This is a genomic window from Bradyrhizobium sp. CSA112 (assembly GCF_029051645.1).
In the GTDB taxonomy this organism is placed as follows: Bacteria; Pseudomonadota; Alphaproteobacteria; order Rhizobiales; family Xanthobacteraceae; genus Bradyrhizobium.
This window is the reverse complement of record NZ_JAACFS010000001.1, coordinates 415,127-440,011: the sequence shown is the minus strand read 5'-3', so window position 1 is coordinate 440,011 and position 24,885 is coordinate 415,127. Positions and strand designations below refer to the sequence as shown.

The following is a 24,885-nucleotide window of genomic DNA, read 5'->3' as shown; positions in this document are numbered from 1 at the left end:
AAAAAACAAGTCTGGAGCATATCGACAGGACTGCGAATGAGCGTGATCTGGAGTGGAACCAAAAGGACTCGCAATGGCAAAGAACACGATTTGCGTCTGGTATGACAAGGACGCCGAGGCTGCTGCTCGCTTCTACGCCGAGACCTTTCCCGACAGCGTAGTGGGCGCCGTCCACCGTGCACCCAGTGCCTATCCATCCGGCAAGGCGGGTGATGTGCTGACGGTCGAATTCACGGTTGCCGGCGTCCCTTGTATCGGCCTCAACGGCGGCCCCGCGTTCAAACATAACGAAGCCTTCTCGTTTCAGATCGCTACCGACGATCAGGATGAGACCGACCGCTACTGGAACGCCATCGTCGGCAATGGCGGGCAGGAAAGCGCGTGCGGCTGGTGCAAAGACAAATGGGGCGTTTCCTGGCAAATCACGCCGCGCGTGCTAACCGAGGCGTTAGCGGCCGGCGGTGATGAAGCAAAACGCGCGTTTGATGCGATGCTGGGAATGAAGAAGATCGACGTCGCCGCGATCAAGGCGGCGCGTCGCGGTTGACGTTGCGGTTGCAGGCGCCTGCGATCCTCTATTGAAGGCAGTGGCGAGATCAAGCCACGCGGGAAGACGATTCCGGTCTGGTGGCTTGCGTCTGCGGCCGGACCTGAATTACGAACTCCGCTTCTGGCGCAGTGAAATCAGTCCCAAAAGTTGCTACGCTATCTGCAAGATTAGCTGGAGCCGTTGGATGCCGTCGCATCCAACCCTCCTGATCGCCTCGCCATTGCGGACCTCCAACGCAGTGCGACGCTCCGAATCCCGACAGCGAGACAGCCATGGTAAAACCGTTTCCGTCGAAGACCCACATCGGCAACCACATGCTGCATCCCGAAACGCTGATGCTGAACTACGGCTACGATCCGCAACTGTCGGAAGGAGCCGTCAAACCACCGGTGTTCCTGACCTCGACCTTCGTCTTCAGGACCGCCGAAGACGGACAGGACTACTTCGATTTCGTCTCAGGCCGGCGCGAGCCCCCCGAGGGGATGGGCGCCGGCCTGGTGTACTCACGCTTCAATCACCCAAACAGCGAGATCGTCGAGGACAGGCTTTCGGTCTACGAGCGCGCCGAGAATTGCGCGCTGTTCTCTTCGGGCATGGCCGCGATTTCGACCACAATACTGGCTTTCGTCCGCCCCGGCGACGTCGTTCTGCACTCTCAGCCGCTATATGGCGGGACGGAGACTCTGTTCGCGAAGACGCTTGCGCGTCTCTCCATCGGCGCTGTGGGCTTTTCCGACGGCATCGACGAAACCGCGGTCAGAGCCGCAGCGGAGGAAGCCATGCGCAAAGGCCGGGTTGCGATGATTTTCATCGAGACGCCGGCCAATCCCACCAACGGCCTGGTCGACATAGTGATGGTCCGCCGCGTCGCCGAGATGATTGGCCAGGCCCAGGGGAATACGCCGATCATCGCATGCGACAATACTTTGCTCGGACCGGTGTTTCAGAGACCGATCGAGCACGGCGCGGATCTTTCGTTGTACTCGCTGACCAAATATATCGGCGGACATTCCGACTTGATCGCAGGCGCTGCGCTCGGCTCAAAAGCGCTCATGAAAGAAGTCAAAGCGTTGCGAGGCGCGATTGGCACTCAATTGGACCCCCATTCCTGCTGGATGATCAGCCGGTCGCTCGAAACACTGAGCATCCGCATGGAGAAAGCTGACGGAAACGCGCGGCTCGTCGCAGATTACCTGCGCGACCACGCCAAAGTGGCTAAAGTCCATTACCTTGGTCACCACGATGAGCTGTCCCCTGCCGGCCGACTGTTTGCAAGGCAATGCACTGGTGCAGGCTCCACATTCTCGTTCGACATTGTCGGTGGCCAAGCTGCCGCATTCAAATTCTTGAACGCGCTGCAGATCTTTAAGCTGGCCGTGAGCCTGGGCGGCACCGAATCGCTCGCCAGCCTGCCTGCAAGCATGACCCACTCCGGCGTTCCCGCTGACATCAGGCAAAAAATCGGCGTACTCGACTGCACGATCCGGCTGTCGATCGGCATCGAACACCCGTCCGATCTGATCGCAGACCTCGGGCAGGCCTTGAACGAGGCATAGCTGCATGCCACGCGTGATACTGGTGGTCGTCGCTGAGCGACTTGAACAACAACGAATGCTTTGGTTTCCGCAGGAGTGACGCGCGTGACTGATACCTCGGCGACGACGACGGATAGGCCCCTCGATCCGCGGCTGAACTGGGCAACCCTTTCCCAGGCGGAGCGCGACGCTGCCTATGACAACAATGCGGCGGTAAAGAACAGCGCAGCGCTGATCGCGGAAAGAAACCGGATGTCCGAAACGCTGCGCGCCAGCCGCAACTCGCTTCTTGATGTTCCCTATGGCGACCGCGAAAGGACGAAGATCGATCTCTATCCGGCAGCAGACAAGATGGCGCCCTGCCTGATATTCCTGCATGGCGGTTACTGGCAGCGGAATTCGCGCGAAGTGTTTGCCATGCTGGTCGAGGGCGTAGCTGCCCATGGCTGGTCGGTCGCCATTCCCGGATATTCGCTGGCCCCAGACGCGTCGCTGACGGAGATCGTGACGGAGATATCCCAGTCGCTCGACTGGCTGGCCCAAAACGGAGCGTCATACGGTATCTCCGGGCCCGTCGTGCTGTCGGGCTGGTCGGCCGGCGCTCACCTTGTTGCAATGGCACTCGATCATCCGCGGGACTGGCGATTTCCGGCGTGTACGATCTTGCGCCCATCCGCGACACCGGGCTCAACAATGCGCTGAAGCTGACCAGCGCGGAAGTCGCGGCATTATCGCCGCTTCGCCTACCCGCCGTCCACAAGCGGCTCGACATCGCCTATGGCACGGCCGAACTGCCGGCGCAGGTTTTCGACTCAATCAAGCTTCATGAAATGCGCGCCGCCGCTGGCGCGCCGGGCAAGCTCTTCCCGATCGAAGGTGCAGACCATTTCAGCATCCTCAGCGAACTGCGGCGCCCAGACGGCGCGCTTGTCGATATCGCCCGAAAGCTCGTCGGCTAATTCGCCGGCGACTTGATCGCGCCGGCGTCGATCCAGACCTGATCGTCTCTGATCCGAACCGGGTACAGCCGCAACGGCCGGCTCGGCCAGCCATAGGAAATCCGGCCATTACGGAGATCGAATGACGCCGCGTGACGGGGACAGAACAAGCGTTCTCCCGACAGGTGCCCAAGACTGAGGTCAGCCTGTTCGTGCGGGCACGTCCGCTCGCAGGCGACCGCGCGCCCTTCGCTCCAGACCAGGATCAAGTCGATGCCGGTCACGCGGACACAGACGATCGTTTGTGAAATCAGCCGGCTGAGCCCGCAGACCGGCATCCATTTCCCGTCGCCTGACAACGCCGCCGTTTCGAGCCGCTCATCCGCCAAGATAGGCCTTTCGCACGTGCTCGTTCTCGATCATGTCGGCGCCCGGTCCGGACAGAACGATGCGGCCAGCTTCCAGCAGATAGGCATAGTCGCACATCTCGAGCGCCGCAAACGCGTTCTGCTCCACCAGCAGGACCGTCGTTCCGGCATCGCGGATGCCGCGGATGATCGCAAAAGTCCGCTCGACGATGTTGGGCGCGAGCCCGAGGGAAGGCTCGTCGAACATGATCAGGCGTGGACGTGACATCAGCGCCCGGCCGATCGCCAGCATTTGTTGTTCGCCGCCCGACAACGTGCCGGCGGCCTGCCGCTTGCGGTCGGCCAGGCGCGGAAACTCGGCATAGATCCGGTCGCGGTCCGCCGCGATCTCGGCGGCACTGCTGCGCAGATAGGCCCCCATGCCGAGATTTTCCTCCACCGTCATATGCGGAAATACCCGCCGTCCTTCCGGACAATGCGCGATCCCGCTGGCCACCACGCGCGGCGGCCTGGCGCCCGCAATGTCCTTGCCCTCGAACAGCATCGACCCCGAGCGCGGCGCAACGAGCCCGGAGATCGCGCGCAGCGTGGTGCTCTTGCCGGCGCCGTTGGCGCCGATTAAGGCGACGAGCTGCCCGGCCTTGACCTCCAGCGAAATGCCGCGCAATGCCGTGACGCCGCCGTAGCCACACACCATGTCTCGGATCTCAAGCACGTGTCGCTCCCTGCCCGAGATAGGCCTCGATGACGGCCGGATCGTTCCGGATCACGTTCGGCGTCCCCTCGGCAATGATCCGGCCGTAGTTCAGCACCACTATCCTATCGGAGACACTCATCACCATCGGCATGTCGTGCTCGACGAGCAGGATGGTGACGCCGCGATCCCGGATGTTGCGGACCAACTGCACGAAGGTGTGCGTTTCCGAGGCGTTCATGCCGGAGACCGGCTCATCGAGCAGCAGCATCGACGGCTCGGCGGCCAGCGCCAGCGCCACGCCGACAAGCCGCTGCTCGCCGTAGGACAGCGAGCCCGCAAGATCGTGGGCGCGGCGTTCGAGGCCGACCCATTCGACCAGTTCGCTGGCCCGCTCCCGCAAACGCCGCTGCGACGACCGGGCGCGCGGCAGGCCCATAATGGCCTCGAGCAGGCTCACCCTGCCCTGGCGATGCAGCCCGACCAGCAGATTGTCGTAAACGGTGTCGTTCGGAAACACACTGGTGCGCTGGAAGGTGCGGATCAAGCCGAGATCGGCGATCTGATGCGGCTTCAATCCGTTGAGCGACGTCCCGCGATAGCTCACGGCGCCGTGGGTCGGATCCAGAAAGCCGGTAACGACGTTGAACGCCGTCGTCTTGCCAGCGCCGTTTGGCCCGATCAGGCTGACGATCTCGCCCTCGCCGACCGTGAAGTTCATGTCCGAGAGTGCGACGAGCCCGCCGAAGTGCACAGCGACCTTCTCGACCTCCAAGGCGATCGCCGTCATCACGCGTGCTCCTTGGCGTCGCGTTCGGAAAAGGCGACCGGGGCAAGCGTCTCGGCCCGGCTCTTCGGTTTCCGAAATCGGAGCGCCAGCGACGGTACGATGCCGCGCGGCAATACGAACAGGATGACGATCAGCACGCCGCCATAGGCGATCCATTGCGCCTCCGGCGCCATGATCGGACGCAGAAACACAGGCAACAGCCCGAAGATCATGCCGCCGACGACAGGCCCGGCGAGCGATCCCTTGCCGCCGGTGATGACCATGATCACCATCGTCACCGTGTTGATGAAGGCGAACACCTCGGGATCGATGATCCGGATGTAGTGTGCATAAAGACTGCCGGCTGCGCCTGCGATCCCGGCCGAGATCACGGCCGCCAGCGTGAGCGTCCTTGTCACGTCGATGCCGACGGATACCGCCAGTGTTTCGTTTTCCATCAGCCCGCGCATGGCGCGGCCGAAATGCGAATGGACCAGGCGCGAGATCAGCACATAGGTGACAACAGCGACGGCAAGCACGAGGTAGTAGTTCTGCAGCTTGGTGCGGAGGGTCAGATCTCCAAGACCTGGCAATCCGATTGTAATCGAGGGAATGTTGGTCAGCGCCAACGGTCCCTGCGTCAGCTCGACCCAGTTCAGCGCCACCAGCCGTACCACTTCGGCAAAGGAAATCGTCACGATCACGAAATAGGCGCCGCGGACCCGAAACGAGAGCAGCCCCACGAGGTATCCGCATAATCCCGCAACGACGATGGCCAATACAAAGCCCACGATCGGCGGCCAGGGCACATGAACAATGCGGAAGCCGAAGGGCAAGCCGACGTCAAAGCCAAGCGACGTCAATGCGCTGACATAGGCGCCGATGCCGAAGAACGCGATGTGACCGAGGCTGAGCTGGCCGGTGAACCCGAGCAGCAGATTGAGGCTCATCGCACCGATGATGAAGATGCCCGTCGTGATCAGCGCATTCATGAGATATGGATCGCGCAGCCAGAGCGGCACCGATGCGAACGCGACGACTGTGAGAATGGCGATCGCTGACTTCATCCGACGCGCTCCGAGCGCGCGAAAAGTCCGGTCGGCTTGAAGATCAGAACCGCGATAATGATCAAAAAGCCCATGGCGTCGCGGTACCCCGACGAAACATAGCCGGCGCCCAGTTCCTCCGCCAAAGCCAGGACGAAGCCGCCGATCACCGCGCCGGTGATGTTGCCGAGCCCGCCGAGGATCACGATCGCGAATGCCTTGACGGCGGCGAGATCGCCCATCTGCGGGAAGATCACGTAGACGGGACCGAGCAGCGCGCCTGCCGCGGCGGCAAGGCTCGAACCGATCGCGAAGGTCGAGGTGTAGATCAGGTCGACATTGACGCCCATCAGCGAGGCGGTGTCCTGATCCTGAAACGTCGCCCGCATCGCACAGCCGAGCTTTGTCCTGTTGATCAGGAGATAGGTGACGACGATCAGCATCGCCGCCGCCGCAAGCACGAACAGCCGCAGCCAGGACACCGAGACCGGCCCCAGTACCAGCGGCGCCTCGGGGAACGGCGTGGTCACCGATTTCGCCACGCCGCCCCATATCCACAGAGCGCCGGACTGCATCGCGATCCAGGCGCCGATCATGACAAGCATGGTCGTGTCGATATCGGAGCCGCGCAGCGGGCGCAGCAAGGTCAGCTCGATCACCGCCCCAAGAAGCCAGCCGGCCACGACGGCAAGCGGCAGCGCCAGGAAGAAGTTAACTCCGAGCTGATGCACCACGATGAACATGATGTAGGCGCCGAACGTATACAGCACCCCATGCGTGAAGTTCACGACGTTCATGATGCCGAAGATCAAGGTGAGACCGATGCCCAGCAGCGCATAGGTGCCGCCGAGCACCAGCATGTTGATCAGATGTTGCAGAAACTCGCTCAAGGTGGCTCCCAGATATCCTGATGCCGTCGAGGGCCGCCGTCTGCCGCGGCCCTCGCCGTCAGTAACGTGACGTCAGAGCGTCTTCATGCCGATCTTGCCGTCGGTGATTTCGATCAGATAAACGTTGGGCTGGCTCTGACCGCTTTCCTTGCCTTGCGGACCGGACTTGCGGAACACGATGTCGCCGTTGAGGCCCTTCACCTTGATGTCCCAAAGTGCCGCCTTGATCGCCGCAGGCTCCGCCTTGCCTGCCTTTTCGATCGCCGCCGCCGCGGTGCGGATACCGTCATAGCCACGGAAGCTTTCGGTGCAGCCGGCGAAGTCGTAGCCGCGCTTCTTCCATTCCGCGATAAAATAGCTGGTCGCCTCCGGGTTCGGCGTCTTCTCGGGGAACCAGGGCAGGAAGGTCGTCAGATGCATGGTGCCGTTGGCGGCGGCACCCGCCTGCGCGATGATCTGATCCGGGTTCTGCGAACCGCCGGTGGTGATGATGCGCTTCTTGAGGCCGAGTGCTGCGGCCTGTTTGAAGATCAGCGTGAGCTGGTCCACCGCTGTGGTCACGATGATGGTCTCGGAATCGGTGCCCTTCAGCTTGGAAAGCTGCGCGCTCATGTCCTGGGCGCCCTGATCCATGGTCTCGATGGCCCCGACCGTGATCCCCTTTTCCTTCATCATCTTGCTGAAGTCTTCAGCGGTACCGCGACCCCAGTCATTGTTGATGACCAGGAAATCGACCTTCTTCAATTCGAGTTTGTCGACGATCCCCTTGAACGCCGCAGCCTCGATCGCCGACGGCGGCGAGATGCGGAAGATATAGGGGTTGCCGGTCGTGGTGATCTTGCCCGATGAGGAGGTCTCGACCACCATCGGCGTTTCGTATTCCATCAGCTTGGGCATCACGGCAAGCGTCAGGCTCGAGCCCCATGCTCCCATCAGCACCGGCACCTTGTCGCTCGTGATCAGCTTTTCGGCGACGGCGGCTGCTTCGGTCGGATTGCTCTTGTTGTCCTCGATGACGAGTTCGAGCTTCTTGCCGAGAATGCCGCCCTTTGCGTTGATCTCATCGGCCGCGATCCTGGCGCCGTTGACGACGTAGGTACCGGACGCCGCGAATGCACCCGTTAGAGGTTCATTGACGCCGATTTTGATGGTCTGAGCCTCGGCGGCACCACCCAGCAAGCCGACCGCCAGCGCAATCGCCGGAATAGTTTTGAAAGTCCGTGTCATGTGGTTCTCCAATCTCCGCTGTTCATCTATCCGCAGTCCAAACCTCGTCGTTTCCGCAGTCTGGCGGAGACTTCGATCCATCAAGTCGCTCCGTCCTTGTTGGACGAGAAACGACCAACCCAGCCCGCGACCCTCGCGCGCAAAAGACTGAAAAGCAGCGCCATTCCGTTGAGCTCGACCGCCGTAGCATCACCCGGTGACGTACCCGACAGGCGGCGGTCGAGACTACCGGCAAACTCCGCGATCAATCGTGCCGCTAGATCGCGCACCAGCCCCGGCCTTCCGACCTGCGCCAGCATGCCCGTCAGCGAGTATCCGATGGAGAGATCGACAAGCGTCCCCTGCCCGGTCGGCACCAGCCGATAACGAATTTCGCCCTGCGTCGAAGACCGGCTGCGCCGGTCATTGCCGATGCCGACGATGCGGCCTGACATATCGGCAGGGCTTCGCTCGACGCGTGCGGCGCCCTGGAACGTCGCGGCAATCGGACCGATCCTGACACGGATCGCTCCTTCGACACGCTCCGGCTTCGGCGGCGCCGTCAACGATACGCCGGGAAGGCAGGCCGCGACGGCTTCGATGTCATCGAACAGCGCAAACACCTGCTCGGGCGGATGGGCAACGCTGAACTGCTGCTCCAGGACCGTGGCCGGAATGAAATCCGGAATCGAAGGGACCGCATTGGCTGTTTCAGGCAACGCCTGTTCGCTTGCTGGCGGCCGAATGCGCTCGACCCGATCGGCACCGTCATGCATGCTTCGACCTGAGCCGACGGGACCCAGGATCTTTCGGCCTCCGTCCGGCTCGGGCGCGATATCGCGGGCGCGCCGCGCTTCGATCACCGAATGCACCGCCCGCACGATGCCGACATAGCCGGTGCACCGACACAGATTGCCGCTCAATCCGACGCGTATCAGGCGCTCGTCGGCTTGTGGCAGCCGGAGCACGAGATCACGCGCCGAGACCAGCATTCCCGGCGTGCAATAGCCGCATTGCAACGCATGTTCGCGGGTGAAGGCCGCGCGAAGTTCTGTCGTAACGTCGTCCTCGTCGAGCCCTTCGATCGTGGTGACCTCAGCCCCTTCGCAGGCAACGGCATAGGTGATGCACGAACGTGCCGGCACGCCGTCGAGCAGAACGGTGCACGCCCCGCAGACGCCATGCTCACAGCCAAGGTGCGTACCGGTCAGGTCCAGCTTCTCGCGGACGAAGTCCGCAAGATTGGTGCGCGGTTCCGCTGATATCCGCACCGCGCGTTGGTTGACGGTGAGTGCGATCATGCTCATGCGCCGGCCTCCCGGACCGCACGCTTGAGCACGCTCACATGAATGTGGCGATGTGCCGCGTTCGAGACGCCCGCGTTTGCCAGCAGGACATCGGCTGCACGCGCGTCGAAGCGATCCTTGTAGTCGCCGGCAATGCGCCCGCCGAACAATTCCGCCGCATTCGTGATGACGATCGGCGCGGAATCGATCGCACCAATCACGACGCGGGCGGTTGCGGCGCTCGGATCGATCAGGATTGCGCCGATCGCATGCGCGAACTCGCCAGTCTTGCGGCAACTCTTGGCATAGCCCCAGTGCGCCGATGCCGGCATCGCCGGGACGTGAATGGTCTCGACGATCTCGCCATCGCGCAGCGCAGATTCGAGCGCACCGACGATGAAGTCCTCCATCGCCACCGTGCGCGCGCCTGAAAGGTTTCGCAGTGTCAATCGCGCACCGAGCGCCGAGAGCGCGGACAGCCAATCTGCCGCGGGATCAGCATGGCTGAGCGATCCACCGACCGTGCCGCGATTGCGCACCGCGCGGTAGGCGATGTTGCCGGCGACGCTCTGCATGGCGCCGCGCGTGACGTCCGGAATGCGTCCGTCTTCGATGTCGGCGTGGGTGATACAGGCCCCCAGTACGAGTTCATCGCCACGACGCTCGGCCTGCTTGAGCTCGGCAAGACCGGTGATGTCGACGATCAACTGCGGCTCCACCAGCCGCAGATTGAGCATGGGACCAAGCGACTGGCCGCCAGCAATGATCTTGGCGGCAGTCTTGGCCTCGCTCTTGGCCTCGCCGAGCACGGCAAGTGCCGCCTGCAAGTCGCGTGGACGTTCGTAGCCGAAAGGCGCCGGTTTCATGCCGCCGGCCTTTCTGCGTCGCGCGCGGCCAGAACCGCCTCGACGACGCGGTAGGGCGTAATCGGCGACTGCATCAGTTCCACGCCAAGCGGCCGCAACGCGTCGTTGACGGCGTTGGCGATCGCGGCCGGCGGAGCGATGGCACCGCCCTCGCCGATGCCCTTCACGCCGAACTGCGTATAAGGCGACGGCGTCTCCATGTGATCGAGACGCGGCGCCGGCACTTCGGTGGGCCCCGGCAGCAGATAGTCTGCGAGCGTCGTTGCCAGCGGCTGACCGGCCGCGTCGAACGGCATCTCCTCATACAGCGCGGTGCCGATGCCCTGGGCCAGACCGCCGTAGATCTGGCCGTCCACGACCATCGGATTGACGAGAACGCCGCCGTCCTCGACGATCACGTAATCAAGGATCTCGACCTCTCCCAAATCAGGATCGACGGCGACGACCGCGGCATGCGCGGCATAGCTGAAGGTCCCGGTATCGCGCCGCGGCTTGTAGCCCGCCGTTACCTCCAGTCCGCCGGGATCGACGTCAGCAGGCAGATCCTGCGGCCGGCGATACCAGGTATGGGCGATCTCCTTCAAGGTAACGCTGCCGTTGACGCCGCGAACCTCGCCGTACTGCAGCACGACCGCAGCCAGGTCATGCTGGAGCAGCTTGGCACCGATGCGTCTGGCGCGCTCGCCCAACTCTCGGCAGGCGGCTGCGACCGCGCCGCCCGCCATCACCATCGAGCGCGAGCCCCAGGTGCCGGTCGAATACGGCGTCATCGCCGTGTCGCCGTGAATCAAGCGTACCCTGGCGACGTCGACACCCAGCATCTCGTGCGCGACCTGCGCGAGCGTTGTTTCCATCCCCTGGCCGTGGGAATGCACACCGACCCGCAACTCGAGGCCGCCGTCCGGCGTCAGACGCGCGGAAGCCTGTTCGTGGCCGGGCACCATCGGAATGCCCCATCCGGAATAGACCGAAGTCCCATGCGCGGCCTGCTCGCAATAGATGGAGACGCCGACGCCGATCCGGCGCCCGTCCGCCTCGCCCTTGCGCTGGCGTGCCCGTACGCCTTCGACGTCGATGGACGCCAGAGCGCGTCGCATCGCCTCGGGATAATCGCCGCTGTCGAAGTGCTTGTTGGTGATATTGTCGAACGGCATCTGCTCCGGCCGCACCAGATTACGCAGACGCACTTCGCCCGGCTCCAGCCCGGCTTCCGCCGCGACCAGATCCAGCATCAGTTCCAGCGCGAAGCAGACGCCGGTGCGGGCCACACCGCGATAAGGCAGGATCGGACACTTGTTGGTCGCGACCGAAAACGTCCGGCAGCGATAGGCCGGCATCAAATACGGTCCCGGCAGGATGCTGGCGACCTGCGCCGCCTCAAGGCATGCCGAGAACGGATAGGACGAGTAAGCGCCGGAATCGACGGTCGCTTCGCAGTCGATGCCGCGCAGCCGCCCGTCGCGATCGGCATAGACGGTGATCTTGTAGTGATGTTCGCGGCAGTTGGAGCTCGCGGTGAGATGCTCGCGGCGATCCTCGGTCCAGCGCACCGGATGGCCGCGATGCATCGTCAGCCAGGAAAGGCAGACTTCTTCCGGCAGCAGGATGCCCTTGTGCCCGAAGCCGCCGCCGACGTCGGGCGAAACGATACGGATTCGGCCCTGCTCCATGCCGAGGCATTCGGCGAGCCCGCTGCGCGTGATGTGCGGCATCTGGGCCGAGGAATAGAGCGTCAGTTGATCGAGACGATGATCGAAAGTTGCAACCACGCTGCGCCCCTCGAGCGGCGACATGCACTGCCGCGCGGTCGATATCTCACGCGACACCTTGATCGGCGCATCGAGCGCCCCGGAGATGTCGACCTCGAAACTGGTTTCGAGAAAGATGTTGTCGCCCCAGTGCTCATGCACCAGCGCCGAGCCCGGCTCGCGCGCCTTCCGCATGTCATACACGGCAGGAAGCTCTTCGAGATCGAGCGTCACCGCCGCCGCAATGTCCTCGGCCTCGGCACGCGTCGGCGCCACGCACATGGCGACGAGTTCGCCGACCTGACGCACCTTGCCGGTGGCAAGCACCGGCTGCTCGGAAATCTTGAATCCCGGCAGCCCTGACACTGCGCGGATCGGATTGACGCCGATGAGATCCGCCGCAGTGAAGACGCTGCCGCGAAAACGCTCCGGCACGTGGATGCCGCGGATCAGCGCATGCGCCAAAGGGCTGCGCACAAACGCAACGTCCTGCAACCCAGCCAGGCGAATATCGGCCACGAACTGGCCGCGGCCGCGCATCAGCCGATCGTCTTCCTTCCGCGGCAGACGCGCGCCGACGCCTTGTCCGGCGCCCGCTCCGCCTGCGGAAGGAAACTCGCGCTCATTGCGCACGGTGACGCTCTCCCCGATCGAGTTGACCCTGATCTCCCTACGCTGCAACTGCCTGGGGCAGAATTGGCGCTACTGCATCGTATCGCGCACCGGCACGCAGGCAGAACTCAGGCTGCAGCAGACGCTCGGCGATGACTTCGTTGTTCTCATTGTCGCGAAGGACAAATCGTCCGCTCTGCTGCGTGAGGACCGAGACGTCGGCCTCCCTGCCGATCTTGAGGGCGCCGATTTCGTCGGCACGGCCGAGCATTTTCGCCGGGTTCGACGTCACCATCGGCACGACCTGTTCGAGCGCGAGGCCTAGCGCCATCATCGAGCTCATCGCCTGGACAAGGCTGAATTTGGCCTGACCGGCGAAGGGATGATTTTCGTCGTCCTCGTGCTGGTCCGGAGTGCCGGCAGGCGCCGGCACGTGGGTGTTGTAACCGTGAATGTCCGCGCCGAGCGTGGTGGGAATAATTCCGGCGGCGAGCGCTTTTTTGGCGAGACGATAGGAGAAATGACTGCCGTGACCGACGTCGACCTTCAAGCCGCGATCGAGCGCCGCCTGAATCACCGGATGCACTTCCCCCTCACGGTTGACGAAACCGCCGGGATGCCGCGTGAACGGATGCGCCAGCACATCGCCCTCTCGCAGCAAGGGAATCACACGCGCTAAAATCGTATCGACGTCTTCGCCGTTGGTGCCGCTTTCGGGCAGGCCCCAGAGCTGACCGAAATGCACATAGACCGGCAGATCGGCGCGGCGTCCGATCTCGGCTGCCATTTCGATGACACGAATGCCCCAGCGCGCGAAACCGCCGATCTCCGCATGGGCCTTGATGCCGCGAACAATGTCGAGATTGGCCGTCGCCGCCTTCACCGTGGCGTCGATATCGACACCTTCAGGACTATAGAGCTGCGGATAGTAGTGGCCCTCCAGCCCACCGACCAGGTAAGCCGACAGGAAGGCAAAAACGCGCGACTTCGAAGGCTCGGCGACAAAGTGCCGGAAGCCAGGCAGCGTCATGCAGGACGGACCGCCCTGATCGACCAGTGTCGTCACGCCGGACTGAACGCCCACCATGTCGGCATTCATGCCGAAGCGGCCGGTGACATACTGATAGACATGCGCGTGGGTATCGATGAGGCCCGGCAATACCAGCTTGCCGGTCACGTCGATCACCTCTCTGGCGCTGGTCGGCAAAATGTCGCTCTGCACCGCCGCGATCTTGCCATTGCGAATGGCGACATCCCTGATCCCATCGATGCCCGAAGCCGGGCAGATCACGCGGCCGCCGCGCAGAAGCTGATCGAAGCTGGCGCTGATAGACATGGTGATCTCCTCTATTTCCGCCGACGGGGTTCACTCCCCCGCTCCTGTCGAGATACGAAGCATACTTCGTATTTTACAAAAGCAAAGCTCGTGCCATGATCTAATCGTGGCGCTGGCGGTCCGAATCGGGCTACTCGCGCCGGGTTCCGAGGCTGGGAGAGTGCGTTGCGGAAGGCAAAAAATCGTCGCGGCGAGACCAGGCACCGCCCCTGGCCGCTGTCACAACGGCCGGGATTTCTGATCCGGCGGCTGCATCAGATCCATGTCGCCCTGTTCCAGGAAGCATGCGGCGAATTCGAAATTACGCCATTGCAATACAGCCTTCTTTCCGCGCTTGCGGTGCGAAAAACCGCTGATCAGACCACATTGGCGGCCGATATTGCACTGGACAGGACGACGACGACCGGAGCGCTCAAGCGGCTGGCCGCCCGCAATTTCGTCGAGAGAGCCGTAGATGATGAGGACCGCCGCGCGCGGCTCTGTAAATTGACCCCGGCGGGAGCGGCGCTTCTGGCAAAAATCGAGGCCTCAGCGCGGGCCGCGCACCGCGCCACGCTCGACAATTTAAGCGAAAGGGAGCAAGCCGCATTCGTCGACATGATGCAGCGCATCGTCGCGGCACACTCCAATCGCGACAGCGCTACTGCCATATTCGATTGAGCGGCTCGATGCGATCTGCTGCTTTTTTGGTTCGATCTGCATAATTTGTAATCATCGACGCTTACGCTGTATTTCGTTGGACGCAACGGCGGCGTCGCGCCCGTCAATCAGCTCGCAGTCGCAGCCAATTTTGGCTCGATGTGCGGCACGGCTTCGACCAACTCGCGTGTGTAAGCGGTTTTCGGATTGTCGAACATCGCCCGGCTCTCGCCCTGTTCGACGATGTGGCCGTTTTGCAGCACGATGGTCCGATCGCACATCATGCGAACGACGTTGAGGTCGTGGCTGACAAACAGGAAGGCCAGGTCATCCTCGCGCCGCAACCGGTCGAGCAGTTGCAGCACCACCGCCTGCACCGAGACGTCGAGCGCAGCTGTCGGCTCGTCCAGCACCAGAAGGCGCGGCCGGCAGGCGATGGCGCGGGCGATGCCGACACGAGCCTTCTGGCCGCCCGAAAGCTGATGCGGGAAGCGCGTCAACAATTCGATCCCCAGTCCCACGCGCTGCGCGCACTCCTCCACCCGCTGCCGCAGCGCGTCGCCCGGGCGCATGCCTCCCAGCCGCAGCAGCGGATGGGCGATGCAGTCAAAGGCCGTGAAACGCGGGTTGAGGCTGTCGTTCGGATCCTGAAAGACGATCTGGATATCCTTGCGAAACAGTGACCGGTGAAAATCGCGTGCCGGGATATGGCCGATCGACTGTCCCTCGAATGCGATCTCCCCCTCGCTCGGATCGATCAGTCGGCAGATGATGCGCGATGTCGTGCTCTTGCCGGAACCGGATTCGCCGACCAGACCGACGCTCTCGCCGGTGCTGATCGTCATCGAAAAATTCGCTACCGCGGCGGCGCCTTGATCGAACCGCTTTGTGAGCTTCTGTACTTCCAGCAGCGGCGGCGTACCTGGCGCAGGCTGAGGCTTGAGCGCGACGTGCATCGCAGCGTGCCGCCCCCTCTCCTCTTCCGGCACCAGGTCCGCGATCCGCGAACTCGCCGTCGGTGAAGCCGCCACCAGACGCCTGGTGTAGGGATGCTGCGGTGCGCGGAAGAGAGTCTTCGGCTCGGCCTCCTCGACCAGGCGGCCCTGCTCCATCACCACGACGCGGCGACAGTAACGGGCGGCGAGACCGAGGTCATGGGTGATCAGGATCGTCGCCATGCCGCGCTCGGCCGCAATGCCGGTCAGAAGGTCCATCACGACCTTTTGCGTGGTGACGTCGAGGCCGGTGGTCGGCTCGTCGGCGATCAGCAGCGCGGGGTTGCAGGAAATCGCCATGGCGATCATCACGCGCTGGCACATGCCGCCGGAGAGTTCGTGCGGGTAAGCGGCCATCCGCTTTTCGGGATCGCGAATTTGCACCGCGCGCAATAGCCCCAGCGCCTGCGCGCGCGCTTCATCCCGGGGCATTCGCTTATGGGCCGTAATCGCATCGGCGATCTGGTCCCCGACGGCACGGATCGGATTGAGCGCTGCACGCGGGTTCTGGAAGATCATCGCCATGGCCGCGCCATGCAGATGGCGGAAATCACCCGCCGATATCCGTGTGATGTCCTGCCCGCGAAACCGGATGTCGCCTGCGGTGATCCGCCCGGCCGCATCGAGCAGCCGCGTGATCGCAAAACCGGTGACGGACTTGCCCGAACCGCTCTCGCCGACGAGGCCGAGCATCTCGCCCTCGCCGAGCGACAGCGTGACACCGCGCACCGCCTCGACAAGGCCACGCCGTGTCGAGAAGGTGACGTGCAGGTCACTCAATGCCAGCAGCGACTTGGTCATGTTCGCATGCGGGGGTCGAGAATATCGCGCACCCCGTCGCCGAGCAGGTTGAAACATAGCACCGTCAGCATCAACGCCAGGCCAGGAAAGGCGACCAGCCACCATTTGCCGGTGGAAATGAAGCGCGCGCCCTCCGCAACCATGATGCCCCATTCCGGCGTCGGTGGCTTGACGCCGAGGCCGATAAAGGAAAGTCCGGCGGCATTGAGGATCGCCCAGCCGAGATTGAGCGAGATCTGCACCGCCATGGCCGGCAGCACGTTCGGTAGCAAGAAGCGCAGCACCACGGAGAGGTGGCTATCGCCGCAGGCCCGCGCCGCTTCGACCCAGCCGACATTGCGGCGGACATTCACCTCCGCCCGCGCAAAGCGGATGTAGAACGGCAGATTGATGATGGCGGTCGCGATGACGATGTTCTCGACCCGGTTGCCGAGCGCCGCGACCATCGCCATTGCCAGCACGAAAAGCGGAAAGGCCATCACGACATCGACGAAGCGGCCGACGCCGCGATCGAGCCGGCCGCCGGCATAGCCGCAGATCGCGCCGATCACGGCGCCGATGGCAAAGGAGATTCCGACCGCCGAGACGGCGATGGCGAGATCGAGCCGTGCCGCGACGATAAGGCGGCTGAACACGTCGCGGCCGAGCTGATCGGTGCCGGCGATGTGTGCCGCACTCGGCGGCATCAGGGCTTGCGACACGTTCGAGACGATCGGGTCATACGGCACGATCCACGGCCCGAAAATCGCGATCAGCGCGAGCAGGAAGACGCCGGCAGCGGCAACGGCGGTGAGCGGGTTGCCGCGCAGAATCCAGCCGGCATGGCGAAGCGTCGCTGAGGTCATCCGATTGTCACCCGTGGATCGGCGACACCGTAAAGGATATCCACCAGCAGATTGACGATCACAAACACGGTGGCCATCAGCAGTACAAATCCCTGCACCGGCGCATAATCGGACGACAGCAACGCGTCGAGCGCGTAGGAGGCAACACCCGGCCAGGAGAACACCTTCTCCACCAGGACATTGGCGCCGAGCATGGTCGAGAACACGATGCCTGCGATGGTGATGACCGGCAGGATGGCGTTGCGCAGCGCATAGGTGACGACGACCTGCCACCAGGGAAGACCAAGGGAATGCGCGGTGCGAACGAAATCGCTGCCAAGCGAGACCAGCATCGAGGCCCGCGTGATGCGCGCCAGTGGCGCCACCACGAACAGTGCCATGCTCAGCGCCGGCAAGATCAGTTGCCTGAAGGCGGCCCACCATCCATCGAAATCGCCTGCGAGCAGGAAATCAATCAACAGGAAGCCCGTCTGCCTTGGCGGCAGTGACGCGAAGATATCGACCCGGCCGGTCGGGTCGGGCGCGAGCCCGAGCAGGTAATAGAAGACATAGATCAGCAACAGGCCCGAGACGAACGTCGGTACGCAGACGCCGAGCGCGCAGAAAAACCGCACGCCATGGTCGATGATGGAGCCCGGTCTCAGTGCCGCCAGCACCCCGAGCGGCACCGCCGACAGCAACGCGATCAGCAGTGCCGTCAAGGTGAGCTCCAGCGAAGCCGGCAGCCGCTCGCGGAGATCCTTGGTAACCAACTGGCCGGTCATCATCGATCTGCCGAGATTGCCGCTGCCGACGTCATAGAGATACAGCATCAATTGTTCCGGCACTGGCTTGTTGAGGCCCATCTGCTTGCGGATGACCTCGATCTCCTCCTTGCCGGCATTCGGGCCCGAAGCGAAGAACACCGCGGGATCGCCCGGCAACACCCGCATCAGCAGGAAGGTGAAGACGAGCACGCCAAAGAGCGCCGGCAGCGAGGACAGGAAGCGCCTGCCCGCCCGTATCACCGTTGCTCCAAGGGCAGCCATCGGACCTACCGGTTACTTGCGATTGAGATCGCGATAATCGACCTGGCGGTGGAACTGGTAAGTGTAGCCTTCGACCGAGGACGCCATCACGGCGTCCTGGCTGGGCTGCCAGAGCGGTATCTGCGGTATCTCGCTGAAATGGATGGCGTTGAGCTTGATGCCGTCTTCCTCGTACTTGGCCGCATCGGGTTCGAAACGGGCTTTCTGCGCGATCTCCACCAGTTCCGGATTGTTGATCGATGAGTAGTTCCAGCGCTGATTGCCGGTATAGAAGTTGCGGTAGAAGTAATCGGTCGACGGCAGCCAGGCGACGATGCCCTCGGTGAAGAAGGGAAGCTTCTTCTCATTGATCTGCGTCGACATCTGGGCGTCCGGAAGCTTCTGGATATCGACCTTGATGCCGATCTTGGCCAGCGATTCCTTCACCAGGGCCGCCATCGGTTCAGCGGTCGAAGCCTGGCCGACATTGAAGCTGAACGTGGTTGAGAAGCCGTCAGGCATGCCTGCCGCCTTCAGATATTCCCTGGCCTTCTCAAGGTCGAGCTTCACCGGCTGCGGGATCGGATAGGCGCCGCTCGATGGCTTGCCATCCGCCCAAGTCGCGCCGAACAGCGGCGATCCGCGGCCAAACAACGCCGCCTTGAACATGTCTTCGTAGGGCAACGCAAAGGCGACGGCGCGACGCACATTGGCGTTGTCGAACGGCGGAATCTGGTTGTTCATCGAGACGAACGTGACGGCGTTATATTGGGGCGTCGATGTCACCTTCAGCTTGCCCTTTGCCTCGAGCGACTGGACGTCACTCGCCTGCAGATCGATGACGAGATCGGCATCGCCGCGCTCGACAAGGTTGGCGCGAGTCGCAGGCTCCGGCACCGACTGCACGATGACGCGCTTGAAGAACGCCGACTTGTCGGCGGTGCCGCGATTCCATGCCGTGTTGCGGGCCATGATCACCTGCTCGCCCGGCTTGAACGTTTCGATTCTATAGGCGCCGCTACCGGCCGTGTTCTCTTTCAACCATGCCAATGCCCAGGGATCGTCTGCAGTCGCATGGGCCTTGGCGACCTTGGAGTTGATGATGATCGGGTAGACGGTGGCGAGATTGGGCAGGGCAAGCTTGTCCGGCTTCGGCAGCGTCACCTCGATGGTCAGGGGATCGATCACCTTGAACTGGTCGGCCGATGTCATCGATCCCGTGAGGAGCTGTGCCTTGCCGAGGACCGGCGCCGTGACGACCCGGTCGAGCGACCATTTGACGTCTTCCGCCGTGACCGGCGTGCCGTCCTGGAACTTGGCGTCCTTGCGCAGGCGGAATGTCATCTTCAACCCGTCCGGGCTGACGTCGTAGGATTCCGCCAACTCCCCTGTGATCTTGCCGAGATCAAACACCCATTTACCATTGAGTTGTTTGCGGCCGAAGGAAACCAGCCGGTCGTAGGTACTGAGACTTACCGCAAACGCTTCGCGGGTCGAACCCGGAATATTCGGGTCAAGAGTGTTGACCGATGCCCCGGTCACATAGCGCAACGTTTCGGCGCGCGTTTGTGCCTGCACCGATCCAGCAGCCAGTGAAAACGCGATGGAGGCAACCACCATAAGCAGACGCCTGGATCCTGTAACGCTCATCGGACTTTCCCTGTTTTGCCAAGTTGTTTTCTGAATGAGAACATCAACTTAAAGCAAGGGATATGCCAACCGGCTATGATAATTCGAACTGGCAACCACGCGCTTTCTTGCGATGCGTTCATCGCTCTGACCCCCACGGAGTGAACGGCCATAAATCGGCGCAACTGGCAATCGCCATCGCTCGCAGCTCCGCGCGAGCCTCTCGCCGTAGATCGCAAGTCGTCTACAGCGATTGCTCGAACGCCTCAAAACCTTCTAAAAAGGGGCTACATAGGCGCAAGGGATTCGCGACTTTGAACACTGATAATGGCCCCGACAATTCTCAGCTTTCGGTCTTGGCCGACGAGATTCGTCATTTTCGTAAAAAGAACCATTTCTCACTCGAAATGCTCGCTGACGCATCCGGCGTGAGCCGGTCGATGATATCCAAAATCGAACGCTGCGAGACGGTCCCTTCGACCGTAATCCTGTCAAAGCTGGCGGAGGCGCTGGGCGTCACGTTTTCCCAGTTGATGGCCCCGGCGGTTGAACGCGAGATCGTTCACATACCGGCCGGGCGCCAGCCCGTTCTGCGAGACGATGAAACCGGCTTTCTGCGCAGATGTATTTCGCCGGTGCTACCGGGACGTGGCATCGACTGGGTGCTCAATACGCTTCCACCGGAGGCCGAAACCGGGAATTTCGTTGCTCATCGCCGCGGTGTCGAGGAATACATCTACGTTCTGCGCGGCCGCATACGCGTAACGATCGGTGATCAGCGTGTAACGCTGAATCAGGGAGATTCGCTGTACTTCCAGGCAGACGCCGACCACTCGTTCCTGAACCTGGGCAAAACCCAGTGTGAGTATTTCCTGGTGATCGACACCTCGAAGGTGCGATAGCAATCCACTCCAGTAGAAATTGCTCCACTATAAGGTCGGAAGCACGCCTCGATCTGGCGCGACGTCGGCGCCGCACGCTCGGCAAAGCCCACCACATTCATCGCTAGGGCCGCTGCGGCCGGCTTCGGGAGCCGGGTCCGAATCATGCGCCATTTTTAAGCATTCGTAGCATCAAAACTGATCATCGGACCGGCCGCCGTGAAAAAGCCCGGCTGGTTTTCCCGGAAATCCCGGCACGCGGCTTGCATCCACTATTTTGGAAAAGCTTCCTCTTAAGAGGAATTGTTCCTCTGGCTTTTAACCAGGAGTGGGAAATGAGCATAGCTGCGACCATGACTGACACGCGGACGGCCGGCTCGAAAATGCGATCGATCGTATTTGCGAGCAGCGTCGGCACCATCATCGAGTGGTACGATTTCCTGATTTACGCGACCGCAGCAGCGCTCGTATTCAACAAGGCGTTCTTTCCGACCATCGATCCGCTGGCCGGGACGTTGGCGGCGCTCGGCACCTATGCTGTGGGCTTTCTGGCACGTCCGCTCGGCGGCGCATTGTTCGGGCATTTCGGCGATCGCCTCGGGCGCAAATCCATGCTCGTGTTGACCATGTTCATCATGGGGCTGAGTACATTCTGCATAGGTCTGCTTCCCAACTACGCATCCATCGGTGTGCTCGCTCCCATCCTTCTCATTCTGTTGCGCATTATTCAGGGCATCGGCCTTGGAGGCGAATGGGGCGGCGCTTCCCTGATGGTTATCGAGCACTCCCCGGCCGACAAACGCGGATTCTACGGCAGCTTCGTTCAGATCGGATTTCCGATCGGATTGGTGCTTGCAACACTGGTCTTCGCGCTTGCGACGAAACTTCCTGAAGCCGACTTTCAGTCGTGGGGCTGGCGTATTCCATTCCTTGCCAGCATCGTTCTGCTGGCGCTCGGTACATTCATTCGTTCCAGGGTCCCGGAGACACCGGTCTTCGAGCAAATGAAGGCCACTGAATCGTTCTCGAAGAACCCAGTTGGGGAAGCCGTCGGCAAGAACTTCAAGACGTTCCTGATCGCCGTGGGCCTGAAGCTATCGGAAGTGTCGTGGGTTTACATGCTGACGGTCTTCGTCGTCGTATACGCGACCACGAAGCTGGCTCTGCCCAAGCAATTGCTGCTCGATTCCGTCATGTATGCTGCGCTGTTCGAACTAATCACATTGCCGATGTTTGGCTGGCTATCGGACAAGATCGGCCGTCGCCTGCTCTTCATATTGGGTGCGATCTTCACGATGGCCTTTGCATTCCCCCTGTTCTGGATGCTGGAGACGAAAAGCGTTGCCATGGTGACAACTGCAATCATCATCGCGATGAATTTCGGCCACGGCATGATGTTCGGATTGGAGTCTACCTATTTCCCTGAATTGTTTGGTCCGCGCGTGCGCTATAGCGGCGCTTCCTTCGGATTCCAGGTCGCGGCGGCGATTGGCGGCGGCTTCTCGCCGATCATCGCAACGGCACTCGTCGGGTATTTCGGTGGAACAGCGGGCGTCTCGGTCATGATGATCGGGATTGCACTCATTACGCTGGGGGCCGCGCTTGCCGCCCGGGAAACGAAGGACGAAGCCCTTATCGGCTGAAGCAAAATCGGTTCAATATGCTGTTCGGAATATTCATCTACGACGGTGTTGAACCGATCGATCTTGCAACTTTCGGCGTGCTTTCCATGGCACGTCGAATAGCTCCGCAGATTGAAATCTGCACCATCGCGCCAAAGGCGGGGGTCGTCCGATTGTCAAATGGGCTCAACGTCGTCGCGCAGTTCGGAGTGGAGGATGCGCCGGTCTGCGACATTGTCATCGTGACAGGCGGTCCGGGCTGGGAGGATCAGTCGCGATCTTTCGCAACGCTTGAGTACATTCGGCGCATCCACGCGTCGGGCAAGGTGGCGTCGGTATGTACGGGCGCCATGATCCTGGCGGCGAGTGGCGTTCTCGACGATGCGACGGCCACGACCAAACGATCCGTTGTCCCTCCCGAGGTTTCGCCGCTCGCGCGAATGCGCGACATGTATCCACGGATCGATGTCCGCGAAGCGCCGATCGTCGATACAGGCGCAGTTGTGACCGGAGGCGGCGTCGCGCTCTGTATCGATACGACACTTCATATCCTGGGAAGCATGCTCGGCGAACAGGTAGCTAATGAGACCGCTCGCATTCTGGAGTATCAGCGCGCCCGGGAAGCCAACAGGAACGCTGAAGCATTCCTCGCAGGACAAACCACATTCACCAGTCAATAGGAGACACGATGAGCGCGAAATCTATCGTCAGCACCGCCAAAGCGGCACCGGCGGCCGGTCCCTACTCGCAGGCAACGCATACAGAACAATTCGTGTTTGCGTCCGGGCAATTGCCGATCGACGCGGTTTCCGGAAGTATTCCTGACGGTATCGAGCAGCAGACGCGGCAGTCGCTCGCGAACCTGTCGGCCGTTCTGGAAGCCGGCGGCGCCTCTTTCGAAAGTGTCCTGAAGACGACCGTATTCCTCAAAAACATGAGCGACTTCGCCGTTATGAACGGAATCTACGCCGAGTTCTTCAGCGATATGCCGCCTGCGCGCTCGACCATCGAAGTCGCACGTTTGCCAAAAGACGCGCTGGTTGAAGTCGAAGCGATAGCGCTGCGCACGAAAGGATAATCACGTGAATGTCCATCCGATCGATCGGCCGCCACCCAGTATGGTCGAGGCATTTGAGCATCCCGCCGGGTCCGTTGCTGCCAGGAAAGCTGGCGGCGCAACCCAATGGCGGGGAAAGCTGCTTCACATCCATATCGCGCCCAGCGCCAGCTACGAGATGGAGGAATTGCAAGAGGCCGAATGCGTCGCCGGTCGCGGGATCGTTGGCGATCGCTATTACGAGCGAACCGGAACTTACTCGCCGAAGCCTGACGTCCGCGAAGTGACACTCATCGAACAGGAGGCGCTTGACGCACTTTCGCGCAACGATCCCCCGTTGCAGAGCGGGGCGATTACGCTCGAGCCAGGCGATCACCGGAGGAATCTGACGGTGACAGGCGTTCCGCTCAATCACCTGGTTGGACGTCGATTTAGAGTTGGAGACGTCATTTTGCGGGGCGGCCGGTTGAATTTTCCCTGCAAATATCTCGAAGAACTGTTAGGGCTTCCGGTATTCCTTCCGCTCTACAATCGCTCTGGCCTGAATTGCGGCATCGAGCGCGGCGGCATCATTCGGCGTGGCGACGCCATAGAGTTGCTGGGCCAATGACCGCACGTCTCATCATGAAGCTGCGTGTCGAGAAGATGCGGTTCACAACGCCAGATGTTCTGCATATGCAACTGGTTCATCCACTTCGACCAGTTCTTCCGGAATGGTCCGCCGGCGCACATGTGGATCTGCGCGTGCCGGACGGCCGTGTGCGGCAATACTCGTTGTGCGGCGATCCCGACGACCGCTCCAGGTACGAGATTGCCATTAAACGCGAGGCGACGGGTCGCGGAGGATCGGTTTGGGCCCACGAGAACCTGCGTGAAGGCAGTGAAGTGCATATCTCCACGCCGCGAAATAATCTTCCGCTGAACGGCAAAGGTGAGCGCTATGTTCTCATCGCCGGCGGCATTGGCATCACGCCTTTGCTGCCGATGGCCCGAACCTTGAAGCGCTGGGGCAAGGATTTTACCCTGCATTATTGCGCACGGTCGGCATCCGAGGCACCGCTGCTCGTCGAACTCAGGGACATTTGCGGGCCGAGCCTGCAATGCTGGTTCTCCGCAAGTGGGCCCCGTTTTGATCCGGCAGCCATCGGCCCCTACGACGAGGATACGCATGCCTACATCTGCGGGCCGCAAAGGCTTCTGGATGCCGTGCACTCGGCTTTGAGCGCGTGGCCTGAAGATCACGTTCACGGCGAAGTCTTTCAAATGACGGTCGACGAGAACTTCAAGCCCGAGCCGTTCGAAGTGACGGTTGCGTCGACGGGCCACCGATTTCTCGTGCCTGCCGACAAGTCACTGCTCGACGTCTTGCGTGACAACGATTTCGCAATGCCGTCATCCTGCGAAATGGGCGTCTGCGGTTCCTGCGAGTGCGGATATCGCGATGGCCTGGTTCTGCATCGCGACAAGGTGCTGCCGACATCAAAGCGGCAGGATCGACTGATGCTGTGCGTGTCGCGCGCCCGCGTCAGCGTTACGCTCGATCTGTGATCGCGGACTTGGGCGCG

Annotated in this window: 23 protein-coding genes and 1 pseudogene; 10 read left to right on the top strand and 14 right to left on the bottom strand. The window is 62.0% G+C overall.

Annotated elements, in window-relative coordinates; translation table 11 throughout:
- The first annotated feature begins 73 nt into the window (after positions 1-73).
- The 3 genes and pseudogenes from GWE18_RS02240 (at position 74) to GWE18_RS02230 (ending at position 3,044) form a co-directional block, all read left to right on the top strand.
- Positions 74-547 carry a VOC family protein gene (locus tag GWE18_RS02240; protein ID WP_275184162.1) on the top strand — a complete coding sequence of 158 codons (474 nt, stop codon included), beginning with the start codon at positions 74-76 and terminating at the stop codon, positions 545-547.
- A gap of 275 nt (positions 548-822) precedes the next feature.
- Positions 823-2,106: a cystathionine gamma-synthase family protein gene (locus GWE18_RS02235; RefSeq protein WP_275184161.1), complete on the top strand. Its 1,284-nt coding sequence runs from the start codon at positions 823-825 to the stop codon at positions 2,104-2,106.
- A gap of 84 nt (positions 2,107-2,190) precedes the next feature.
- A pseudogene (locus GWE18_RS02230) lies at positions 2,191-3,044 on the top strand (alpha/beta hydrolase).
- Here GWE18_RS02230 and GWE18_RS02225 read toward each other — a convergent pair.
- The 10 genes from GWE18_RS02225 to GWE18_RS02180 form a co-directional block, all read right to left on the bottom strand.
- The gene (locus GWE18_RS02225) at positions 3,041-3,412 is read right to left on the bottom strand and encodes a Rieske (2Fe-2S) protein (RefSeq protein ID WP_275184160.1); all 372 of its coding nucleotides are present in this window, start codon (positions 3,410-3,412) and stop codon (positions 3,041-3,043) included. The pseudogene GWE18_RS02230 and the gene GWE18_RS02225 sit on opposite strands and share 4 nt — an antisense overlap.
- Positions 3,402-4,106, bottom strand: coding sequence for an ABC transporter ATP-binding protein (locus tag GWE18_RS02220; protein WP_275184159.1), 705 nt, complete (start codon positions 4,104-4,106; stop codon positions 3,402-3,404). Before GWE18_RS02220 ends, GWE18_RS02225 begins: the two co-directional genes overlap by 11 nt.
- Positions 4,099-4,875, bottom strand: coding sequence for an ABC transporter ATP-binding protein (locus GWE18_RS02215; protein ID WP_275184158.1), 777 nt, complete (start codon positions 4,873-4,875; stop codon positions 4,099-4,101). The genes GWE18_RS02220 and GWE18_RS02215 overlap by 8 nt, the downstream gene beginning before the upstream one ends.
- A complete protein-coding gene (locus GWE18_RS02210) occupies positions 4,875-5,921 on the bottom strand; it encodes a branched-chain amino acid ABC transporter permease (protein ID WP_275184157.1) in 1,047 nt (348 codons plus the stop codon). Before GWE18_RS02210 ends, GWE18_RS02215 begins: the two co-directional genes overlap by 1 nt.
- Positions 5,918-6,790 carry a branched-chain amino acid ABC transporter permease gene (locus tag GWE18_RS02205; protein ID WP_275184156.1) on the bottom strand — a complete coding sequence of 291 codons (873 nt, stop codon included), beginning with the start codon at positions 6,788-6,790 and terminating at the stop codon, positions 5,918-5,920. Before GWE18_RS02205 ends, GWE18_RS02210 begins: the two co-directional genes overlap by 4 nt.
- Before the next feature lie 72 nt (positions 6,791-6,862).
- Entirely contained in the window at positions 6,863-8,017 is a 1,155-nt protein-coding gene (locus tag GWE18_RS02200; RefSeq protein WP_275184155.1) for an ABC transporter substrate-binding protein, read from the bottom strand.
- Between the two features lie 80 nt (positions 8,018-8,097).
- Positions 8,098-9,303 (bottom strand): 2Fe-2S iron-sulfur cluster-binding protein, encoded by a 1,206-nt coding sequence (locus tag GWE18_RS02195; RefSeq protein WP_275184154.1) that lies wholly within the window; start codon positions 9,301-9,303, stop codon positions 8,098-8,100.
- Positions 9,300-10,148 carry an FAD binding domain-containing protein gene (locus tag GWE18_RS02190; RefSeq protein ID WP_275184153.1) on the bottom strand — a complete coding sequence of 283 codons (849 nt, stop codon included), beginning with the start codon at positions 10,146-10,148 and terminating at the stop codon, positions 9,300-9,302. The genes GWE18_RS02195 and GWE18_RS02190 overlap by 4 nt, the downstream gene beginning before the upstream one ends.
- Complete coding sequence (locus tag GWE18_RS02185) at positions 10,145-12,436, bottom strand: xanthine dehydrogenase family protein molybdopterin-binding subunit (RefSeq protein WP_275184653.1); 2,292 nt, start codon at positions 12,434-12,436, stop codon at positions 10,145-10,147. Before GWE18_RS02185 ends, GWE18_RS02190 begins: the two co-directional genes overlap by 4 nt.
- Positions 12,437-12,566: 130 nt before the next feature.
- Complete coding sequence (locus GWE18_RS02180) at positions 12,567-13,844, bottom strand: amidohydrolase/deacetylase family metallohydrolase (protein WP_275184152.1); 1,278 nt, start codon at positions 13,842-13,844, stop codon at positions 12,567-12,569.
- A 309-nt stretch (positions 13,845-14,153) separates the two neighbouring features.
- Here GWE18_RS02180 and GWE18_RS02175 point away from each other — a divergent pair, with 309 nt between their 5' ends.
- Entirely contained in the window at positions 14,154-14,504 is a 351-nt protein-coding gene (locus GWE18_RS02175) for a MarR family transcriptional regulator (protein ID WP_156438564.1), read from the top strand.
- A gap of 107 nt (positions 14,505-14,611) precedes the next feature.
- On the opposite strand, the gene GWE18_RS02170 is transcribed toward GWE18_RS02175, so the two are convergent.
- Genes GWE18_RS02170 through GWE18_RS02155 form a run of 4 tightly spaced genes read right to left on the bottom strand, consistent with a single transcriptional unit; the run spans position 14,612 to position 19,751 of the window.
- Positions 14,612-16,279, bottom strand: coding sequence for an ABC transporter ATP-binding protein (locus GWE18_RS02170; RefSeq protein WP_275184151.1), 1,668 nt, complete (start codon positions 16,277-16,279; stop codon positions 14,612-14,614).
- A complete protein-coding gene (locus tag GWE18_RS02165) occupies positions 16,276-17,124 on the bottom strand; it encodes an ABC transporter permease (RefSeq protein ID WP_057852157.1) in 849 nt (282 codons plus the stop codon). Before GWE18_RS02165 ends, GWE18_RS02170 begins: the two co-directional genes overlap by 4 nt.
- Entirely contained in the window at positions 17,121-18,152 is a 1,032-nt protein-coding gene (locus tag GWE18_RS02160) for an ABC transporter permease (RefSeq protein WP_275184150.1), read from the bottom strand. Before GWE18_RS02160 ends, GWE18_RS02165 begins: the two co-directional genes overlap by 4 nt.
- A 12-nt stretch (positions 18,153-18,164) precedes the next feature.
- A complete protein-coding gene (locus GWE18_RS02155) occupies positions 18,165-19,751 on the bottom strand; it encodes an ABC transporter substrate-binding protein (protein WP_275184652.1) in 1,587 nt (528 codons plus the stop codon).
- Positions 19,752-20,074: 323 nt separating this feature from the next.
- Between GWE18_RS02155 and GWE18_RS02150 the strand changes: the two genes are divergently transcribed.
- The 6 genes from GWE18_RS02150 (at position 20,075) to GWE18_RS02125 (ending at position 24,868) form a co-directional block, all read left to right on the top strand.
- The gene (locus tag GWE18_RS02150) at positions 20,075-20,662 is read left to right on the top strand and encodes a cupin domain-containing protein (protein ID WP_275184149.1); all 588 of its coding nucleotides are present in this window, start codon (positions 20,075-20,077) and stop codon (positions 20,660-20,662) included.
- Between the two features lie 314 nt (positions 20,663-20,976).
- Positions 20,977-22,284, top strand: a complete 1,308-nt coding sequence (locus tag GWE18_RS02145) for an MFS transporter (protein ID WP_275184148.1) — start codon at positions 20,977-20,979, stop codon at positions 22,282-22,284.
- A 17-nt stretch (positions 22,285-22,301) separates the two neighbouring features.
- Complete coding sequence (locus GWE18_RS02140) at positions 22,302-22,943, top strand: DJ-1/PfpI family protein (protein WP_275184147.1); 642 nt, start codon at positions 22,302-22,304, stop codon at positions 22,941-22,943.
- A gap of 8 nt (positions 22,944-22,951) precedes the next feature.
- Positions 22,952-23,341 carry a Rid family detoxifying hydrolase gene (locus GWE18_RS02135; protein ID WP_275184146.1) on the top strand — a complete coding sequence of 130 codons (390 nt, stop codon included), beginning with the start codon at positions 22,952-22,954 and terminating at the stop codon, positions 23,339-23,341.
- A gap of 40 nt (positions 23,342-23,381) precedes the next feature.
- The gene (locus tag GWE18_RS02130; protein WP_275184651.1) at positions 23,382-23,930 is read left to right on the top strand and encodes an MOSC domain-containing protein; all 549 of its coding nucleotides are present in this window, start codon (positions 23,382-23,384) and stop codon (positions 23,928-23,930) included.
- Positions 23,927-24,868 carry a PDR/VanB family oxidoreductase gene (locus GWE18_RS02125; protein WP_275184145.1) on the top strand — a complete coding sequence of 314 codons (942 nt, stop codon included), beginning with the start codon at positions 23,927-23,929 and terminating at the stop codon, positions 24,866-24,868. Before GWE18_RS02130 ends, GWE18_RS02125 begins: the two co-directional genes overlap by 4 nt.
- The last annotated feature ends 17 nt before the right edge of the window (positions 24,869-24,885 follow it).

What these genes read in the sequence shown, in the direction of transcription:
- GWE18_RS02180 (WP_275184152.1), bottom strand. Translation starts at nt 13,844, where the DNA reads ATGTCTATCAGCGCCAGCTTCGATCAGCTTCTGCGCGGCGGCCGCGTG.
- GWE18_RS02130 (WP_275184651.1), top strand. Translation starts at nt 23,382, where the DNA reads ATGGTCGAGGCATTTGAGCATCCCGCCGGGTCCGTTGCTGCCAGGAAA.
- GWE18_RS02125 (WP_275184145.1), top strand. Translation starts at nt 23,927, where the DNA reads ATGACCGCACGTCTCATCATGAAGCTGCGTGTCGAGAAGATGCGGTTC.
- GWE18_RS02140 (WP_275184147.1), top strand. Translation starts at nt 22,302, where the DNA reads ATGCTGTTCGGAATATTCATCTACGACGGTGTTGAACCGATCGATCTT.
- GWE18_RS02155 (WP_275184652.1), bottom strand. Translation starts at nt 19,751, where the DNA reads ATGGTGGTTGCCTCCATCGCGTTTTCACTGGCTGCTGGATCGGTGCAG.
- GWE18_RS02145 (WP_275184148.1), top strand. Translation starts at nt 20,977, where the DNA reads ATGAGCATAGCTGCGACCATGACTGACACGCGGACGGCCGGCTCGAAA.
- GWE18_RS02190 (WP_275184153.1), bottom strand. Translation starts at nt 10,148, where the DNA reads ATGAAACCGGCGCCTTTCGGCTACGAACGTCCACGCGACTTGCAGGCG.
- GWE18_RS02135 (WP_275184146.1), top strand. Translation starts at nt 22,952, where the DNA reads ATGAGCGCGAAATCTATCGTCAGCACCGCCAAAGCGGCACCGGCGGCC.
- GWE18_RS02195 (WP_275184154.1), bottom strand. Translation starts at nt 9,303, where the DNA reads ATGAGCATGATCGCACTCACCGTCAACCAACGCGCGGTGCGGATATCA.
- GWE18_RS02165 (WP_057852157.1), bottom strand. Translation starts at nt 17,124, where the DNA reads ATGACCTCAGCGACGCTTCGCCATGCCGGCTGGATTCTGCGCGGCAAC.
- GWE18_RS02210 (WP_275184157.1), bottom strand. Translation starts at nt 5,921, where the DNA reads ATGAAGTCAGCGATCGCCATTCTCACAGTCGTCGCGTTCGCATCGGTG.
- GWE18_RS02240 (WP_275184162.1), top strand. Translation starts at nt 74, where the DNA reads ATGGCAAAGAACACGATTTGCGTCTGGTATGACAAGGACGCCGAGGCT.
- GWE18_RS02185 (WP_275184653.1), bottom strand. Translation starts at nt 12,436, where the DNA reads ATGCGCGGCCGCGGCCAGTTCGTGGCCGATATTCGCCTGGCTGGGTTG.
- GWE18_RS02160 (WP_275184150.1), bottom strand. Translation starts at nt 18,152, where the DNA reads ATGGCTGCCCTTGGAGCAACGGTGATACGGGCGGGCAGGCGCTTCCTG.
- GWE18_RS02235 (WP_275184161.1), top strand. Translation starts at nt 823, where the DNA reads ATGGTAAAACCGTTTCCGTCGAAGACCCACATCGGCAACCACATGCTG.
- GWE18_RS02200 (WP_275184155.1), bottom strand. Translation starts at nt 8,017, where the DNA reads ATGACACGGACTTTCAAAACTATTCCGGCGATTGCGCTGGCGGTCGGC.
- GWE18_RS02215 (WP_275184158.1), bottom strand. Translation starts at nt 4,875, where the DNA reads ATGACGGCGATCGCCTTGGAGGTCGAGAAGGTCGCTGTGCACTTCGGC.
- GWE18_RS02170 (WP_275184151.1), bottom strand. Translation starts at nt 16,279, where the DNA reads ATGACCAAGTCGCTGCTGGCATTGAGTGACCTGCACGTCACCTTCTCG.